Raw genomic sequence first — 18418 nt, forward strand, 5'->3', positions numbered from 1 at the left:
ACGCGATGGGCGTCGCCGGGCGCAGATGAGGCACCCGGCGCGGTCGATCAGCTGTCGACCTGGATTTCCTGCTCCAGGCGGCTGATGGCGGCGTCCAGCTCGTCGAGCGCGGCCTCGCTGTCCGGATGGTTCTGCTTGAGCAGGGTCTCGCTCTGCTGACAGGCGTTGCGCAACTGCGGCACGCCACAATAACGGGTGGCGCCATGCAGGCGGTGTACGCGCTCGATCAACGCCTGGCGATCTCCTGCCTGGCGGGCTTCGCGAATGGTTCGGCGGTCGCCTTCCAGTGACTGCAGCAGCATGCCGAGCATGTCATCGGCGAGATCGGCCTTGCCTGCCGCCAGGCGCAGGCCTTCTTCCTCATCCAGCACTTTCAGGCTCGGTTCAGCCTGCTGCGGCGGCTCCGCTGCACGTTGCGGCTGGCTGCGCAGGGCCAGGCCGGTCCACTTCAGCACCACCTGGGCGAGCTGCCGGTCGCTGATCGGCTTGGTCAGGTAGTCGTCCATGCCGCTCTGCAGCAGCGAGCGTTTCTCGTTCGCCAGTGCATGAGCCGTGAGCGCGATGATCGGTAACGGCGCGCTGTTGTTGGTGTGCTCCCAGTGGCGAATGGCTTCGGTGGCCTGTCGGCCGTCCATGCCGGGCATTTGCACGTCCATAAGGATCAGGTCGAACGCATGCTGCTTGACCGCTTCCAGCGCGGCGGGCCCGTTATCCACCGCAACGACTTCGGCGCCCATATCGCCGAGCAGCGTTTTTACCAGCAGCAGGTTAGCCGGGTTATCATCCACGCAAAGCACACGCGCCGGCCGGTCGGGCGCCGCCGCGGTGGGTTCCGGGTAGCTTTGGTTGGGGCGTACCAGCGCCACCAGTACGCGTTGCAGCTTGCGCGTGCAGGCGGGTTTGCCCTGCAGCTGGGTATAGCTGTGGGCTTCCGGGAGGGCGTCGTGGTAGTGGCCCTGCTCGGTGGTCGGGCATAGAACCACGCATTTGCAGCCGAGCGCCTCGATTTCCATCAGGCGCCGGCTGAGCGCGTCCGGCTCGATTTCGCGGCCGGTGACGCCGAGCACGGCGAGGTCGATCAGCTGGCTGCCCTGGCGCTGAGCGCTGATGGCTTCCTGCATCTGGTCGAGGGTATCGAAGGTATGCACTTCGAGGCCGAGGCTTTCCGGCTGATGCTGCAATGCCTGGCGGGCCAGTGGGTGCTGCTCCAGCAATGCGATCCGCCGGCCCTGCAAGGCCGGGTGCGGCAGGTCTTCGATGTCATCCCGTGCCTTCGGCAGGCTGAGGCTGATCCAGAACTCGGAGCCTTCGTCGGGGATGCTGTCGACACCGATCTCGCCGCCCATCTGCTCGATCAGTCGTTTGGAAATGACCAGTCCAAGGCCGGTACCGCCGGGCTGGCGCGACATGGAGTTGTCCGCCTGGCTGAACGCCTGGAACAGCACGCGCAGGTCCTGATCGGTCAGGCCGATGCCGGTGTCCTGCACGCTGATGCGCAGCTGGGCGCGATCGGTATTGTCGTCCTCGACCATGGCGCGGACGGCGATGGTGCCTTCGTTGGTGAACTTGATGGCGTTGCTGATCAGATTGGTCAGCACCTGTTTGAGGCGCAGCGGATCGCCCAGCAGCGACAGCGGCGTGTCGCGATAGACCAGGCTGACCAGCTCCAGATGCTTGGTGTGTGCAGCCGGGGCGAGGATGGTCAGTGTGTCCTCGATCAGATCACGGAGGTTGAACGGGACGCTGTCGAGCACCAGCTTGCCGGCCTCGATCTTGGAGAAGTCCAGAATTTCGTTGATGATTCCGAGCAGGCTGTCGGCGGACTGCTCGATGGTGCCCAGATAATCCTGCTGCCGCGGAGTGAGGTCGCTTTTCTGCAGCAGCTGGGTGAAGCCGAGGATGCCGTTCAGTGGCGTGCGGATCTCGTGGCTCATGTTGGCGAGGAATTCGGATTTGATCCGGCTGGCCTCCAGGGCCTCCTTACGCGCCAGATCCAGTTCGATGTTCTGGATCTCGATGGTTTCCAGGTTCTGCTGCACATCCTCGGTGGCCTGATCAATGCTCTGCTGCAGTTCTTCACGGGCGCTGAGCAGTGCTTCGGCCATGCGGTTGATGCCGGACGCGAGCTCGTCCATTTCATGGCTGCCCAATGGTGGCAGGCGGGTTTCCAGGTGGCCGTCCTTGAGCTGCGCGACGGCGCCTTTGACACGCTGCAGCGGCAGACTGATGGCGCGGCTCATGCGCAGAGCCAGCAGGGCGGTGATGATCAGGCCGGCACTCACCAGAAACAGGCTGGTCAGCAGGCTGCGATAGCCACGCAGCAGGGTATTGTGGTGCGACAGTTCCAGCTCCAGCCAGCCGATGAGCTTTTCGTCCGGCCCGCGGGTTTCGTCGGCGAGGTTGAGGTGGCGGCTGAGCACCGGCATGAGGATGCGCGTGTGGTCCATGCTGCTGACGCGGGTCAGACTCTCCGGATCGCTCGGCGGAGGCGGGGTCAACATGCGCGGACCGGCATGTACGCGCTGCACGCGTTCGGGATCGAGAATGGTCACGGCGCGGACGTCGGCCTGATCCAGCACCTGGGTCAGGATGCGCTGCAGGCGTTTGTCGTAGCCCAGATTCATCGCGGGCGCGGCCAGTGGCGCCAGCTGCTCGGCGATGAGCTGGCCGCGCTCGTCGAGCTGGTGGCGCATCTCGGACAGCTGCATCCAGGTGAAGTAGGCACCGAGCACCACCGCCAGCAAGGTGCTGGGCAGCAGCGTCAGCATCAGCACGCGGCCACGAATTCCTAGGTCTTTCAGCACAGTCCGTCCACCGATCCTGATTGCAGCGCGCTAGTGTAGCGACTCGGCTCGGTGGAATCTGCACGCCAGGTCTAGCCGTGGCGTCGCAGCCTCAGTCGAGGCCGCGGATTTCCTTGCCGTTGAAGTCCGGCAGTTTCCAGTGGAAGGTCATCGCCAGTACGCGGAACAGGAAGCCGCAGCCCAATGCCGCCAGAGTGGCCAGCGTGGTATTGATCTCCAGCCACAGCATGCCTACGTAGAAGACACCGGTGAACAGCGCGACGGTGGCGTACAGCTCACGCTGCAGCACCATCGGCACCTGGTTGCACAACACGTCGCGCATCAGCCCGCCGAAGATGCCGGTGATCACGCCAGCCAGTACGACGATGGACGGGTGCGCGCCCATGCCCATCGCCACATCGCAGCCGATCACGGTGAACGCTACCAGGCCGAGGCCATCCACCAGCAGGAAGACCATGCGCAGGTGATGCAGGTGGCGGGCGATGAAGCCGGTGACGATCGCCGCGCCGATGGTGAAGGTCAGATACTCCGGGTGAGCGATCCAGCCGACCGGATAATGACCGAGCAGCACGTCCCGCGCGGTGCCGCCACCCAGCGCCGTCACGGTGCCGAGAAGGCAGATGCCGAACAGGTCCATGCCGCGGCGCATGCCCATGATGGCGCCGGACATCGCTTCGGCCGTGATGGCGATCAGGTAGATGGTGTGCAGCAGTTCCACGACGATACTCCGGACGGGCTGGGCTGCACGCCAGTGGGGCGCTGCAGCGAGGGATGCGCGATTATGGAGCAATGATGGCTAAATTTGTCGTGGCTAAGTATTTTTAGGCCATCCAAACATTTTCTTAATCGGCAGGTCGCATGAATCTCGATCCGAAGCAGACCGAAGCGTTTCGCACGGTGATCCGTACTGGCAGCTTCGAACAGGCTGCGCAGCGCCTGCACCTGACGCCACCGGCGATTTCACAGCGGGTGCGTGCACTGGAGAGTGCGCTGGGCAACGCCTTGGTTGTGCGCAGTCGGCCTTGCCGACCCACCGAAACCGGGCAACGCCTGCTGCAGTACCTCAAACGCGCGACCCTGCTCGAGGCCGATCTGCTGGCGGACCTCGCCGAGCGCAGCGATGCGCCACTGGTCGTGGTCGCGGCGCTCAATGCCGACAGCCTGGGCACCTGGTTCTTTCCGGCGCTGGCCGAGGTGCTGATCCGCGAGCGGGTCTTGCTCGATCTCACCGTCGAGGACCAGGATCACACCTACAGTCTGCTGGAGACGGGTCTGGCGATCGGTTGCATCAGCACCGAGCCCAAGCCGATGCGTGGCTGCACGGCCAGCCCGCTGGGCAGCATGCGCTACCGACTGGTGGCATCCAGCGAGTTCCGGCAGAAGCATTTTGCCAACGGGCTGACCCGCAACGCCGCGCGCAAGGCGCCGGTGGTTGCCTACACGCGCAAGGACACCCTGCAGTCGTCGTTCCTGCTGCGCCGCTTCGGGCTGCCGGAGGGCGCCTATCCCTGCCATTTCGTCCCCGGTGCCGAACCTCATTTCAGCGCGATCCGCTACGGGCTGGGGTACGGGATGGTGCCGGAACTGTTGCTGCATGATGCGTTGCAGACTGGTGAGGTGGTCGATCTGGCGACCGACGAACCGCTGGAAATTGCCCTCTACTGGCACACCTGGAAGGTGCAATCACCGCGTATGGAGCACCTTTCGCGGCAGATCATCGAAGCGGCGCCGAAGATCCTCGCGCGGCCATAGCCTGATCGGGAGGGACGGCGGGTAAGCCGTTGTCGTGGCGGACAGGCAGAGACGGTCTGCCCGTCGTCGAGCGTTGCCGGTATCATGGCAACCTTTTCCGCTGCCGTGCGACGCCATGACTACACACTATCCGACCATTGCCGATTGCATCGGCAACACCCCGCTGGTTCGCCTGCAGCGGATGCCGGGTAAGACCAGCAACACCATTCTGGTCAAGCTCGAGGGCAACAATCCGGCCGGTTCGGTCAAGGACCGCCCGGCGCTGTCGATGATCAACCGTGCCGAGATGCGCGGCGACATCCAGCCCGGCGATACCCTGATCGAGGCGACCTCCGGCAATACCGGGATCGCCCTGGCCATGGCGGCGGCGATCAAGGGCTACCGGATGGTCCTGATCATGCCGGACAACTCCACGGCCGAGCGCAAGGCGGCGATGACCGCCTATGGCGCCGAGCTGATCCTGGTCAGCAAGGAAGAGGGCATGGAGGGTGCCCGCGACCTGGCGTTGAAGATGCAGGCTGAAGGTCGCGGCAAGGTGCTCGATCAGTTCGCCAATGGCGACAACCCGGAGGCGCACTACAACAGCACGGGGCCGGAGCTCTGGCGGCAGACTCACGGCAGCATCACCCATTTCATCAGCTCCATGGGTACCACCGGAACCATCATGGGCGTCTCGCGCTACCTCAAGGAGCAGAACGCCGCGGTGCAGATCGTCGGCCTACAGCCGATGGAGGGGGCGGCCATCCCCGGCATCCGTCGCTGGCCGCAGGAATACCTGCCGAAGATCTATCAGGCCGAGCGCGTCGACCGCGTCGTCGACATGTCGCAGGCCGAGGCCGAGCAGGTCATGCGCCGTCTGGCGCGCGAAGAAGGCATCTTCTGTGGCGTGTCCTCCGGTGGCGCCGTTGCCGCGGCGTTGCGTCTGTCGCAAGAGGTCGAGAACGCGGTGATCGTGGCGATTATCTGTGATCGTGGCGACCGCTATCTGTCGACCGGTGTGTATGACGCGCCCAATTGACTCGCGCATCAGCGGCGCGCTCCCATGCGCCGCATTGCGTCGCCCATGACATTTTCAACGAACACAACAGCGCAGGTTTCAGCTGATGGCCAAACGTAGCGGCGCTCTGCGCTTTCAACCTAGCGGCGGCGAGCGCAAGCCCCAGGTGCCGGTCGGCAAGAAGCAGCGCCTGATTATCGAGCGACTGGCCAATGATGGGCGCGGCATTGCCTTCATCGAGGGGCGCACCTGGTTCGTCGAAGGCGCGCTGGCTGGCGAAGAGGTCGAGGCGCGCGTGCTGGCTGCGCGCAGTCAGATCGTCGAAGCGCGCTGCGAGCGCGTGCTCCAGGCCAGTGCGCAGCGTCGGGCCGAACCCTGTCCGCATGCTCGCCGATGTGGCGGTTGCAACCTGCAGCATGTGCCCGTCGCCGATCAGCTTGCGCTGAAACAGCACACGCTCGCCGAGCAGTTCGCGCGGGTGGCCGATCTGCAGCCGGAGGTATGGGCCGAGCCGCTGGTGGGACCGGCTTTCGGCTATCGCCGTCGCGCTCGGTTGGCAGTGCGCTGGGACGTCAAGCGCAAGCATCTGGACATCGGTTTCCGCGCCAGCGCCAGCCAGGAAATCGTCTCCATCAGTGAATGCCCGGTTCTGGTACAGCCCTTGCAATCGCTGCTGCCGGCATTGCTGGCTGCATTGCGTGATCTGAGCAAGCCGCAGGTTATCGGCCACGTCGAACTCTTCAGTGGTACGGCCGAGGCGGTGCTGATCCGCCACACCGCAGCCTTGTCGGAAACAGACGTGGCACGTTTGCGCAGCTTCGCCACCATCAATGGAGCGCAGCTCTGGTGGCAGGGCGAGGGTGAGCCTGAATCGGATGATCCCGCGGCGACGCTGGGTTACCGACTGGATGCCTGGGATCTGGAGCTGGCCTGGCGTCCGGGCGATTTCGTCCAGGTCAACGCGCCGGTCAATGATGCGATGGTCGCTCAGGCTCTGGAATGGTTGGACGTCGGCCAGGATGAGACAGTGCTTGATCTGTTCTGCGGGCTAGGCAATTTCAGCCTGCCGCTGGCGCGCTCGGGCGCTCAAGTAGTGGGTGTCGAGGGTGTAGAGACGATGGTCACGCGGGCGCAGGAAAATGCCCGTCGCAATGCTCTGGCGCACGCGCACTTTTATCGGGCCGACTTGTCGAAGCCGCTGGCTGACGCACCCTGGGCGCGCAATGATTTTGCCGCGGTGCTGCTCGATCCGCCGCGCGACGGCGCGCTGGAAATCGTTCGACAAATGTCGAAGCTGAAGGCGCGGCGCGTGGTCTATGTTTCATGCAATCCGGCCACCCTGGCGCGCGATGCGCGCGAGCTGGCCAGCCAGGGATATCGCCTGAAGCGTGCGGGTGTGCTGGACATGTTCCCGCAGACCGCCCACGTCGAGGCCATGGCGTTGTTCGAGCGGGGTTAGCGCTCGACGCTGCATTCTTGACAGGCGAATTGCCTGTGGTTCAACCGACCGGCACGCAGAATGCCGGCGTTCATGGCGCATTAGCTGCGCAGAAGGGAAGGTTTAGATGGTACAGGTCAGAGCGCTTCAGCCGATCAATACGGACGGCAGTATCAACCTGGATGGCTGGCTCGATCATGTGCTGGGGATGGACCCGGCACTCGACCGCGCGGCTCTTAAGGAGGCCTGCGAGTTTGCCCGCGAGGCGGAACAGCAGGCCAATGCGGCGCAGAACCTCTGGAGTGAAGGCACCTCCAGCTACCAGATCGGCCTCGAGATCGCCGAGATCCTCGCCGACCTCAAGCTGGACCAGGACAGCCTGGTCGCCGCCGTTATCTACCGTGGCGTGCGCGAAGGCAAGATCCAGCTGGCCGATGTGAACCAGCGTTTTGGCCCGGTGGTGGCCAAGCTGGTCGAAGGCGTGCTTCGCATGGCGGCGATCAGCGCCAGTCTCAACCCACGCGAATCGCTCGTGCTCGGCTCCCAGGCGCAGGTGGAAAATCTGCGCAAGATGCTGGTGGCCATGGTCGATGACGTGCGCGTCGCGCTGATCAAGTTGGCTGAACGCACCTGTGCCATTCGCGCGGTGAAGCTGGCCGACGACGAGAAGCGTCAACGGGTCGCCCGCGAAGTCTTCGATATCTACGCGCCGCTGGCCCATCGCCTGGGCATCGGCCATATCAAGTGGGAGCTGGAGGACCTGTCCTTCCGCTACCTCGAGCCCGAGCAGTACAAGCAGATCGCCCAGCTCTTGCACGAGCGTCGCCTCGATCGCGAACAGTACATCCAGAACGTCGTGCAGCAGCTCAGGGACGAACTGACTGCGACCGGCATCCAGCCCGACATCGACGGGCGTGCCAAGCACATCTATTCCATCTGGCGAAAGATGCAGAAGAAGGGCCTGCAGTTCAGCCAGATCTACGACGTTCGCGCCGTTCGCGTGCTGGTGCCGGAAGTGCGCGATTGCTACACCGCGTTGGGGATCGTGCATACCCTGTGGCGGCACATTCCGAAGGAGTTCGACGACTACATCGCCAACCCCAAGGAGAACGGCTACCGCTCGCTGCACACCGCGGTGATCGGCCCGGAGGGCAAGGTGCTGGAGGTGCAGATTCGCACCCACGCCATGCACGAAGAGGCCGAGCTGGGCGTCTGCGCGCACTGGCGCTACAAGGGCACCGATGTCAATTCCGGCTCCGACCATTACGAGGAGAAGATCGCCTGGTTGCGTCAGGTGCTCGAATGGCACGAAGAGCTCGGCGACATCGGTGGCCTGGCCGACCAGCTGCGGGTGGATATCGAGCCGGATCGGGTCTACGTGTTCACCCCGGACGGCCATGCCATCGACCTGCCCAAGGGCGCTACGCCGCTGGACTTCGCCTATCGGGTGCATACCGAGATCGGCCACAACTGCCGCGGCGCCAAGATTAACGGGCGCATCGTGCCGCTCAACTACAGCCTGCAGACCGGCGAGCAGGTGGAAATCATCACCAGCAAGCACGGCTCGCCGAGCCGCGACTGGCTGAACCCGAACCTGGGTTACATCACCACCTCGCGCTCGCGGGCGAAGATCGTCCACTGGTTCAAACTGCAGGCTCGTGACCAGAACGTCGCCGCCGGCAAGGCACTGCTGGAGCGCGAACTGGGCCGTCTGGATCTGCCGCCGGTGGACTTCGACAAGCTGGCCGAAAAAGCCAACCTGAAGAACGCCGAGGACATGTTCGCCGCGCTGGGTGCTGGCGACCTGCGCCTGGCGCACCTGGTCAACATGGCGCAACAGCTGGTCGAGCCGGAGCGCGGTTACGACCAGCTGGAGCTGATTCCGCGGCGTTCGGCACCGTACAAGCCGGGCAAGCGCGGTGACGTGCAGATCCAGGGCGTCGGCAACCTGCTGACGCAGATGGCCGGCTGCTGCCAGCCGCTGCCGGGCGACCCCATCGTCGGTTACATCACCCAGGGCCGCGGTGTCAGCATCCACCGTCAGGACTGCCCGTCGGTGCTGCAACTGGCCGGGCGCGAGCCGGAGCGGATTATCCAGGTCAGCTGGGGGCCGGTACCGGAGAAGACCTATCCGGTGGAAATCATGATCCGTGCCTACGACCGCGCCGGCCTGCTGCGCGACATCTCGCAGATGCTGCTCAACGAGCGCATCAACGTGCTGTCGATGAACACCCGCTCGAATAAGGAAGACAGCACCGCGCAGATGACGCTGACTATCGAGATTCCGGGGCTGAATGCCTTGGGTCGCTTGCTCAGCCGTATTTCGCAGCTGCCGAACATCATCGAAGCCAAGCGCCAAAGAGCCACGTAAGGCGCAGCACAGCGGCGGCGCCTACTGCGCCATGGTGGATGGTTGAAGCGTCATCCACCCTACGATGCAATACGGTTTTGGGGCGTTTTGCCCGAGACCGAACCGTGGGGTGGATGTCGTTTTTTACATCCACCGTGATGTCATCAGCGTCCCTCACCAGCCTTCGATTCGCTGAGGAATCCTATGTACCAACTCAACGATCTCCTGCACCTGATGGCCCGGTTGCGTGATCCGCAGCATGGTTGTCCGTGGGACCTGCAGCAGAACTACGCGAGCATCGTGCCGCATACGCTGGAAGAGGCCTACGAAGTGGCCGATGCCATCGAAAGCGGCGACTTCGATCATCTGCCCGGCGAGTTGGGTGACCTGCTGTTTCAGGTCGTCTACTACAGCCAGCTGGCCCGGGAGGAAGGGCGTTTCGAGTTCGCCACGGTGGTCGATGCCATCACCCGCAAGCTGATCCGTCGCCACCCCCACGTGTTCCCCGATGGCGATCTGTACAGCTCGCCGGAGCTGCCGCGCCTCGATGAAGCGGCCATCAAGCAGCGCTGGGAGGAGATCAAGGCCGAAGAGCGTGCCGAGAAAGCGGCCGCACCTGAACAATTGTCCCTGCTCGATGACGTGCCCAGCGCGCTGCCGGCGCTCAGCCGGGCCGCGAAACTGCAGAAGCGCGCGGCGCAGGTCGGTTTCGACTGGCCCGAGGCGCTGCCGGTGGTGGACAAGGTGCGCGAGGAACTCGGCGAAGTGCTGGAGGCAATGAGCGAGAACGATCCGCAAGCCATTGCCGAAGAGCTTGGCGATCTGCTGTTCGTCGTGGTCAACCTGGCGCGCCATCTCAAGGTCGATCCGGAGAACGCCTTGCGTGCCGCGAATGGCAAGTTCGAGCGGCGTTTTCGCTTCATCGAGCAGGCCTTGCGTGAAGGGGGGCGGCCAATCGAGAACTGCGATCTCGAAGAGCTTGACGCGCTCTGGGGCGAGGCGAAGAAGGCCGAACGATCGCCGTCCTGCGCCTAACTGTACTTTCCGGGTGGATGTGTCTTTTCACATCCACCACAATGCCGCTCGGTGGGCGGCCGAAGCGTCCACCCGCGTCCCACTTGAATTCACGACGAGACGAGCCGAAACATGAGTCTTTCCCTCCGTGATCAGCTGCTCAAAGCCGGGCTGGTCAACGAAAAGCAGGCCAAGCAGGCCGTCAAGCAGAAGCAGAAGCAGCAGCGCCTGGAGAAGAAAGGCCAGGTCGAGAAGGACGATTCGCAACGCGAAGCGGCGCTGAAGGCGCAGGCGGAAAAGATCGCCCGCGATCAGGAACTCAACCGCCAGCAGCAGCAAAAGGCCGAACAGAAGGCCCGTACAGCACAGATCAAGCAGTTGATCGAGACCAGCCGCCTGCCGAAGCTGACCACCGAGGATTACTACAACTTCGTCGACGACAAGAAGGTCAAGCGGCTGTCGGTGAACAAGCTGATGCGTGAAAAGCTGGCCAGCGGCTCGCTGGCAATCGTTCGTCATGGCGGCGGCTACGAAGTGATCCCGCGTGAAGCGGCGCTTAAGATTCAGGAGCGCGACCCGCAGCGGGTGGTGCAGCTCAACATCCGCACCGAAGAGCCGGATGCCGACGATCCCTACGCCGCCTATCAGGTGCCGGACGACCTGATGTGGTAATCCGCTGGGGCAGATCGGCCGCCCGACGGAAGGTTGGATAGAAAGCGCCTGCCCCGACCTCTACTACAGACCAGCCCGCAGCTGCGGGTTAATGCAGTGGAGGACGTTATGGACGCTCGATCGAATCGCTATTTCCACGCCGCCGAAACCGATGGCTGGCACGCCGCCGGGATTCCGGGTGATCCGGAGGAGCCAGGCGTTCCCACCCAGCCGTCCGAGCCCGGCGAGCCCACCGTGCCCGATCAGCCACCGCCAGCGCCGGTGGCATAAGCCGGTCGACTGTCCCTTTCTTGCGTGACGGCGTCGCAGCGCTCCGGCGCCGCGATGACGTCTTACTCGCCGAACGGGTAAGTATCCGGTACGACGCTCGCATCGATGTCCTGCGGGCCGATGGGCGTCACCGCCTGCGTCTGGTCGAACCAGATCAACGCATCGAACTGCTCGGCAAGGATGGCGCGGAAGTAGTGACTCTGTCGCTCGGTCAGCGGCCGGTAGATGACGCCAATCGCACGCTCAAGCCGTGGATGGCTGAGCGCCTTGCGAAATTCGCTGCGATCATTGCGCCAGTCGGTCAGCGAGGCCGGCACGCCGGCGCGCAGAAAGAGCTGCTCCCAGCTGTCCGACCGTGACGGGATGACCTGCTTGATTTGCATCGGTTCGTCCCAGTTGGCCGCCGCGGCCACCTCGCCGCGATCGGTTGCCATGCCGATCAGCACTGCATCGCGACCGAAGGCGGTGCGGCAGAGTTCGCCGATGTTGAACTCGCCACCCCAGCCCATCGAAGTCGCCGCAGCATTGCCGATATGCGAGTTGTGCGCCCAGATTACCGCTTTCGCGTTTGCCCCGCGGTGGTCGAGCAGAGCCCGCAGGGTGTCGAACATGTGGCGGTCGCGCAGATTCCAGGATTCTGTCGAGCCGCGGTACATCGCCCGGTAGTAACTCTCCGCGGCAAGTACCACCCGCGCGTTGCGCTCGGCGTTGAAGAAGCGTTCACCATCCTGGCCAATATATTCGAGACGCTGGGCGAGCAGGGCCTGCAGCTGTTCGATCACTGCCTTTTCGCAGGTTGGCTGGCCGAGCATGACGTTTCGACCGTAGTCGGCCGGGTCTTCCTGCCAGGGGCTCAGACAGCCATAGCGCTGGCGCGCATCCGCCGCGGCTTCAGGGTCGGTGTGGTCAAGGTAACGCAGCACCTCGCGGATCGAGCTGCCTAGGCTGTAGACGTCCAGGCCGCGAAACTCGACGCGCCGTGCGGCATCAAGTGCAGCATTGTGCTTGTGCAGCCAGCGGACAAAAGCGTCGACTTCGCGATTGCGCCACATCCAGGTCGGGAAGCGTTTGAAGGCATCCTCTGTCCAGGCGACCGATTCACGCTGGCGACAGTAGCAGTCGATTCGCGCGGCATCGGGCCAATCCGCCTCGACCGCGACGATGGAAAAACCATGGCGCTCGATCAGGCGCCGGGTGATCGCGGCCCGGGCGCGGTAGAACTCGGAGGTGCCGTGGCTGGCTTCACCGATCAGCACCACCCGAGCGTCGGCGAAGCGTTCGAATGCATCGGCGAAGCGCGGGCCATCCAGAGCGGGCAGCGGTTCGGCGTGCTGGCGCAGTAAGCTCACCAAATGCTCTTCGGACGGTTCGGTAATGCGTAGAGGCGAGGCATTCATATTCCCGACTCCATGGTGTTTGCATACGGATGACCGGGCGTCCGCATGGTTGTTCCTGGCAATTCAATTAAAGCTGCTAACTTTGAAGTGAGGGACCGAACTGCCGACGCCGGATGGGTCTAAAAACTTACAAAAACCAAAATGGGCGTTATTACGTCCACACGGGTTTCTTTAAGGCGAGGGGCACTTTCATGACGACTTGGATCATTGCGTACAACAAAGACGGCAACACCGCGACACTGAAGATCGACTCGGCGCACCAGCCGGATATCGATGAGGCTGTGGAGCTGGTGAGTCGCAAGGCAGAAGAGCTGTATCCGGATCAGGAGATCGAGCACGAGCACGAGCCCGATCTGGAGGACACCCCGGCCACACGCCTGGCCGAGCGTTATGGCATCACCATCACGGGCATATCCCAGGCCTGACGGGCGCAGGGCGTCTCAGCGGCCAGACCTCTCCATCCCCGATCACATAAATCTGCCAGTTGTCTTCGGCTGCCACCGTCATCGTTCCGGTGAAGTTGCCGAAGGCCGGCAGCAGGCTGAGCCGCGCTCCGATGCAGAAGCACGGCAGGCGCAGGCGCTGGCGGCCGCGGCCATGTAGCTGAAAGGCTGGATGTACGTGGCCAGCGAGTACGTGATGGGTCGGATGCGGGTCCGGCTCATGCTGCAGGGCATAGGGGCCGAGCAGTAACGGTTCGCTGACTACGCTTATGTCCAACTCGCGCGGTGGGTCGCCGGCACGGCGGTCGTGGTTGCCACGCACCAGCGTGATGTCCAGTTGCGCATGTTGCGCACGCCATTCGGCCAGACGGGCCAGCGTGGATGGTGCACGGGACTCCGGCGCGTGCAGGAAATCACCGAGAAAGATCAGCTGGCGGCAGGCGTACCGCGCCAGCAGATCGTCCAGCTGGCGCAGGTTAGCGTCGGTGGTGCCGTGGGGCACGGGCTGGCCCAGGCGCCGGTAGGCTGCGGCCTTGCCGAAATGTATATCTGCTATCAGCAACGCCTGCTGCTCAGGCCAGTAGACGGCCTTTTCCGCAAGCAACCAGAGCGTACTGCCGGCCAGTTCGATGGGCTGGTAAGGATTCATGTGAGACATGGGCGTGCTGAGGCTAGCGTCATGGGGCGCGTTTCGGCTTCCTGAGGCGTGGCGTGCCGTCCTTGGTCTGCCGCGGTTTGCGCTTGGGCGCGGTTTCACGTTCGACCATGATGCTGGCATTCGCTTCCGGCTGATAGCCGCCGGGACCAGCCGCCTTGTCCAGCTCGGCGACCATGCGGCGGATGCGGTCGGCGAGTTTTTCCGAACTCATGCTTTCGCGAAAGCGTTCGACCATCAACGGAAACGCCAACGGCGTGGTGCGTTTGACCTGATGGATGTCCAGTTGGCGCCCTTGCAGCCGGCTCATGGTCTGCTCCAGCCGCTCGACCTCCAGTTCCTGACGCAGCACTTCTTCTTCGGCCTGGGTCAGCAGCAGGTTGGCCGGGTCGTACTGGCGGAAGACGTCAAAGAACAGTCCGCTGGAAGCCTGCAGCTGACGCGCGCTTTTCTGCGCTCCGGGGTAGCCGGAAAACACCAAACCTGCGATGCGCGCGATCTCACGAAAACGGCGGCGCGCCAGCTCACTGGCATTGAGGCTGGCGAGCACGTCTTGCAGCAGGTCGTTTTCACTGAAAAGCGCCGGCGTCAGCCAGTGCAGCCAGTCCACCTCGGTGGCCGAAAGCAGTTCGAAGCCATAGTCGTTGACCGCGATGGAAAAGGTCAGCGGCTGCCGTTGGCCCATGCGCCAGGCCAGCAGGCTGGCCAGGCCCAGGTGCACATGGCGCTCGGCGAAGGGGTAGAGGAACAGGTGCCAGCCTTCGCGGGACTTCATCACCTCGGCCAGCAAGGTGGTCTTGGTGGGCAGCGCCGACCAGTCCATCTGGACGCGAAGCAGCGGTTCGACCAGGCGCATTTCGGGCGTGCTGAACTGCTCGCGCGAGGCAGCACCGAGCTGCTCGACCACGGCATCGGCCAGCTCGCTGGATAGCGGCATGCGCCCGCCGTTCCAGCGCGGCACGGCAGCCTTCTTGCCCGTCGCGCGGCTGACGTAGGCGGTCATGTTCTCGACCCGCACCAGTTCCAGCAGGCGACCGCCGAAGAGAAAGTTATCGCCGGGGCGCAGGCGCGCGATGAAACCTTCCTCGATGCTGCCCAGCGAACGCCCGCTGCCGCCCTTGGCCCAGAACTTCACCGTCAGGCTGGCGTCGCTGACGATGGTGCCGATGCTCATACGATGGCGCAGCGCCACGCGGCGACTGGGTACTTTCCAGAGGCCGGTGTCGTCCGGCTCCACACGCTGGTAATCCGGGTAGGCGGTCAGGGAATGCCCGCCGTGCCGCACGAAGGCCAGCGCCCATTGCCAGTGATCGCCAGTGAGATCGCGGTACGACCAGGCCTGCCTAACCTCATCGAACAATTCTTCCGGACGAAACCCACCGCCCAGCGCCATGCTCACCAGGTGCTGCACCAGTACGTCCAGTGGTCGATGGGGCGCGCTGCGGGCTTCGATGCGGCGTTCGGCGATCGCGATCTGGGCGGCAGCGGCTTCCACGACTTCGACGCTGTGTGTAGGCACCAGCGTGACGCGGGAGGTCCGGCCCGGCGCATGCCCGGAGCGACCGGCCCGCTGCATCAGCCGCGCCACGCCCTTGGGTGAGCCGATCTGCAAAATACGTTCGACCGGCAGGAAATCCACGCCCAGATCCAGGCTGGAGGTGCAGACTACGGCCTTGAGCGCGCCCTGCTTGAGGCCCAGTTCGACCCAGTCGCGCACCTCGCGTGCCAGCGAGCCGTGGTGCAGCGCGATCAGCCCGGCCCAGTCCGGCCGCGCATTCAGCAGCGCCTGATACCAGATTTCCGACTGCGAACGGGTATTGGTGAACACGAGGGTGGTCGCAGCCGAGTCGATCTCTTCGACCACCTGCGGCAGCATGCGCAGCCCGAGATGGCCGGCCCAGGGGAAGCGTTCGATGCTCGGCGGCAGCAAGGTATCGACGTGCAGGTCCTTGTCGACCCGACCTTGCACCAGCTTGCCGCGCCCCGGATGCATCAACACCTCCAGCGCATGGGGCTGGTTGCCAAGGGTCGCCGACAGCCCCCACACGATGAGCTTCGGCATCCACTGACGAAGCCGCGCCAGCGCCAGTTGCAACTGCACGCCGCGCTTGTTGCCCAGCAGCTCATGCCACTCGTCCACCACCAGCATGCGCAGGCCCGCAAAGGCCTGGCGTGCGTCGGCGCGGGTCAGCAGCAGGGTCAGGCTTTCCGGTGTGGTGACCAGCGCGCTGGGCAGCCTTCGGCCCTGGCGCGCACGCTCGGAACTGCTGGTATCACCGGTGCGCAGGCCGATGCTCCAGTTGATGCCGAGATCATCCAGCGGTGCTTGCAGAGCCCGCGCGGTATCGGCCGCCAATGCGCGCATCGGGGTGATCCAGAGCACCGTCAAAGACGCTGGCTTGTCCGTCGCGGTGGAAGAGGGTGCCTTGGTCGCAAAGCGATTCAGGGCTCCGAGCCAGACAGCGTAGGTCTTGCCGGAGCCGGTGGTGGCGTGCAGCAGCCCCGATTCGCCATGGCCTATCGCTTGCCACACCTCCTGCTGGAACGGGAAGGGTTGCCAGGCACGGCTGGAAAACCAGCCCGCAGCGAGGCTCTCGGCCCCGTCCCTCACCCCCAGCCCCTCTCCCAGAGGGAGAGGGGAGTGATCGTGTGGCTGCTCGGCATCTTCGTCTGGCATGGCTCCGGTCTTGCTCCCTCTGAGGGGAGAGGGCCGGAGTGCGGGCTGGCTCACGTCGGGGTCGCCTAACGCTTCCCTCACCCCCGGCCCCTCTCCCTGAGGGAGAGGGGGGCGATCGCGCGGTTGCTCAGCGTTCTCGCCTGGCACTGCTCCGCTCTTGCTCCCTCTCACTCTGGGAGAGGGTTGGGGTGAGGGCTGAGCGGGTGCCGGGTGCCTTGGTTTCATCCCAGCAATTCCCGCAGGGTGGTCAGGGTATCGGCCTCATCCACCGGCTTATCGAGGCGCCAGCGCAGCATGCGGGGGAAGCGCACGGCGATGCCGCTCTTGTGTCGGCTGCTGGCGGCGATACCTTCGAAGCCCAGCTCGAACACCAGCGTCGGCGTCACGCTGCGAACGGGGCCGAATTTCTCCACGGTGGTCTTGCGCACGATGGCGTCGACCTTGCGCATTTCTTCGTCGGTCAGCCCGGAGTAGGCCTTGGCGAAGGGCACCAGTTTGCGCTCGGGGTCGCCCGGTTCACCGTCCCAGACGGCAAAGGTGTAGTCGGTGTAGAGGCTGGCGCGGCGGCCATGACCGCGCTGGGCATAGATCAGCACGGCATCGACGGAGTAGGGGTCGATCTTCCATTTCCACCAGACGCCGACGTCCTTGGTCCGGCCGACACCGTACTGCGCCGCGCGGGCCTTGATCATCATCCCTTCGACGCCGCGAGCACGTGACGCTTCGCGCTGGCGGGCGAGATCGTGCCAGTCATTCCCGCTCACCAGCGGCGAAAGCATGAGCCTGGGATTGGCGCACCGGCCGACCACAGTTTCGAGCTGTTGCCGCCGATCGCGGTGGGCGCGCTGGCGCCAGTCGTCGCCTTGCCATTCCAGCAGGTCGTAGGCGAGCACCGCGACGGGGGCGTCAGCCAGCACTTTCGCCGTGAGATTCTTGCGGCCGATACGCTGTTGCAACAGGGCGAAGGATTGCACGCCGAAGCGTTCGGCTGTCTTTGAATCATCACTATCGAAATGTTCGAAAAGATTGGTCGTAGGCTCGCCGGGGGCGTGCTTCCAGACCAGGATCTCGCCATCGATGACTGTGCCGTCCGGCAGTTCGCTGGCCAGCTCGCAGAGTTCCGGGAAGCGCTCGCTGACCAGCTCTTCGCCCCGCGACCAGACCCAGATCTGCCCGTCGCGCTTGACCAGCTGGGCGCGGATGCCGTCCCACTTCCATTCGACGAACCAGTTCTCTGGCGCGCTGAGCAGGGTGTCGAACTCCTCGACCGGGGCCTGCAGCGGATGGGCGAGAAAGAAGGGGTAGGGCTGGCCGCCGCGCTGCGCATGTTCGTGTTCGGACTCGTCGGCAATCAGCGCGAGGTAGCCTTCGGCGCTGGGACGGTGCGAAAGGTCGGTATAGCCAACCAGCCGCTGCGCGACCCGTTTCGGATCGAGATCGACCAGCGAGGCCAGCGCACGGGTGACCAGCAATTTCGAAACGCCAACGCGAAACGCGCCGGTGATCAGCTTGATGCATACCATCAGGCTCAGCCGGTCCAGCTGTGCCCAGAGTGCGGGCAATCGCTCAGCCAATTCTTCCGGCGGCAGACCGCGCAAGGGCAACAGTTTGTCCTGCATCCATACGGCCAGCCCGTCCTCGGAGCTGTGCTCGGCCTCGGGCATCAGCAGCGAGATGGTTTCGGCCATATCACCGACGGCCTGATAACTTTCTTCGAACAGCCATTCCGGCAAGGCCGAGGCCTGCATGGCGGTTTCGCGCAATACCTTGGTCGGCACAAGTTGGCGAGGTCGACCGCCGGAAAGGAAGTAGACCGCCCAGGCGGCGTCGGCCGGATCGGCCTCGCGGAAATAGTCGCGCATTGCCGCGAGCTTGGCGTTGCTCGAGGTGGTCGCGTCGAGGCGGCTATAGAGAGTGGCGAAGGCTTTCATGCGGCGCCTCCGTACCGG

At 64.3% G+C, this 18418-nt stretch carries 14 protein-coding genes; 8 read left to right on the forward strand and 6 right to left on the reverse strand.

The genetic code is table 11. The annotated features are described in order from the left end of the window. Nucleotides 1-47: 47 nt before the first annotated feature. Both F753_RS47720 and F753_RS47725 read right to left on the reverse strand, forming a co-directional pair. Nucleotides 48-2804: a response regulator gene (locus tag F753_RS47720; RefSeq protein ID WP_031298479.1), complete on the reverse strand. Its 2757-nt coding sequence runs from the start codon at nucleotides 2802-2804 to the stop codon at nucleotides 48-50. A 91-nt stretch (nucleotides 2805-2895) separates the two neighbouring features. Continuing rightward, on the reverse strand, nucleotides 2896-3522 hold the full coding sequence (locus tag F753_RS47725) for a trimeric intracellular cation channel family protein (RefSeq protein WP_023447120.1): 627 nt from the start codon (nucleotides 3520-3522) through the stop codon (nucleotides 2896-2898). 140 nt (nucleotides 3523-3662) lie between these two features. On the opposite strand from F753_RS47725, the gene F753_RS47730 reads away from it, so the two are divergent. The 7 genes from F753_RS47730 to F753_RS49790 all read left to right on the forward strand — a co-directional run bounded on the left by F753_RS47730 (nucleotide 3663) and on the right by F753_RS49790 (nucleotide 11297). Beyond that, on the forward strand, nucleotides 3663-4556 hold the full coding sequence (locus tag F753_RS47730; protein ID WP_023447121.1) for an HTH-type transcriptional regulator ArgP: 894 nt from the start codon (nucleotides 3663-3665) through the stop codon (nucleotides 4554-4556). Nucleotides 4557-4671: 115 nt separating this feature from the next. Then, entirely contained in the window at nucleotides 4672-5574 is a 903-nt protein-coding gene (gene cysM, locus F753_RS47735) for a cysteine synthase CysM (protein ID WP_003303986.1), read from the forward strand. An 85-nt stretch (nucleotides 5575-5659) separates the two neighbouring features. After that, on the forward strand, nucleotides 5660-7012 hold the full coding sequence (rlmD, locus tag F753_RS47740; RefSeq protein WP_023447122.1) for a 23S rRNA (uracil(1939)-C(5))-methyltransferase RlmD: 1353 nt from the start codon (nucleotides 5660-5662) through the stop codon (nucleotides 7010-7012). A gap of 106 nt (nucleotides 7013-7118) precedes the next feature. Then, a complete protein-coding gene (gene relA, locus F753_RS47745) occupies nucleotides 7119-9362 on the forward strand; it encodes a GTP diphosphokinase (protein WP_003303988.1) in 2244 nt (747 codons plus the stop codon). A gap of 183 nt (nucleotides 9363-9545) precedes the next feature. Continuing rightward, complete coding sequence (gene mazG / locus F753_RS47750) at nucleotides 9546-10376, forward strand: nucleoside triphosphate pyrophosphohydrolase (RefSeq protein ID WP_014820030.1); 831 nt, start codon at nucleotides 9546-9548, stop codon at nucleotides 10374-10376. 111 nt (nucleotides 10377-10487) lie between these two features. Beyond that, on the forward strand, nucleotides 10488-11027 hold the full coding sequence (locus F753_RS47755; RefSeq protein WP_014820031.1) for a DUF2058 domain-containing protein: 540 nt from the start codon (nucleotides 10488-10490) through the stop codon (nucleotides 11025-11027). A 108-nt stretch (nucleotides 11028-11135) separates the two neighbouring features. Beyond that, on the forward strand, nucleotides 11136-11297 hold the full coding sequence (locus tag F753_RS49790; RefSeq protein ID WP_023447123.1) for a hypothetical protein: 162 nt from the start codon (nucleotides 11136-11138) through the stop codon (nucleotides 11295-11297). Nucleotides 11298-11359: 62 nt separating this feature from the next. Here the strand turns inward: F753_RS49790 and F753_RS47760 are convergent, their stop codons facing one another. Then, nucleotides 11360-12694 (reverse strand): erythromycin esterase family protein, encoded by a 1335-nt coding sequence (locus F753_RS47760; RefSeq protein WP_023447124.1) that lies wholly within the window; start codon nucleotides 12692-12694, stop codon nucleotides 11360-11362. Nucleotides 12695-12885: 191 nt separating this feature from the next. Between F753_RS47760 and F753_RS47765 the strand changes: the two genes are divergently transcribed. Beyond that, entirely contained in the window at nucleotides 12886-13119 is a 234-nt protein-coding gene (locus F753_RS47765; RefSeq protein ID WP_023447125.1) for a hypothetical protein, read from the forward strand. Here F753_RS47765 and pdeM read toward each other — a convergent pair. The 3 genes from pdeM to F753_RS47780 all read right to left on the reverse strand — a co-directional run bounded on the left by pdeM (nucleotide 13097) and on the right by F753_RS47780 (nucleotide 18400). Continuing rightward, nucleotides 13097-13786 carry a ligase-associated DNA damage response endonuclease PdeM gene (pdeM, locus tag F753_RS47770; RefSeq protein WP_023447126.1) on the reverse strand — a complete coding sequence of 230 codons (690 nt, stop codon included), beginning with the start codon at nucleotides 13784-13786 and terminating at the stop codon, nucleotides 13097-13099. The two genes, F753_RS47765 and pdeM, sit on opposite strands and share 23 nt — an antisense overlap. Before the next feature lie 28 nt (nucleotides 13787-13814). Continuing rightward, on the reverse strand, nucleotides 13815-16469 hold the full coding sequence (locus tag F753_RS47775) for a ligase-associated DNA damage response DEXH box helicase (protein WP_245218683.1): 2655 nt from the start codon (nucleotides 16467-16469) through the stop codon (nucleotides 13815-13817). Nucleotides 16470-16690: 221 nt separating this feature from the next. Next, nucleotides 16691-18400, reverse strand: coding sequence for an ATP-dependent DNA ligase (locus F753_RS47780; RefSeq protein WP_023447128.1), 1710 nt, complete (start codon nucleotides 18398-18400; stop codon nucleotides 16691-16693). Nucleotides 18401-18418 lie beyond the last annotated feature (18 nt).

It is taken from the genome of Stutzerimonas chloritidismutans AW-1 (genome assembly GCF_000495915.1).
Taxonomy (GTDB): domain Bacteria; phylum Pseudomonadota; class Gammaproteobacteria; order Pseudomonadales; family Pseudomonadaceae; genus Stutzerimonas; species Stutzerimonas chloritidismutans.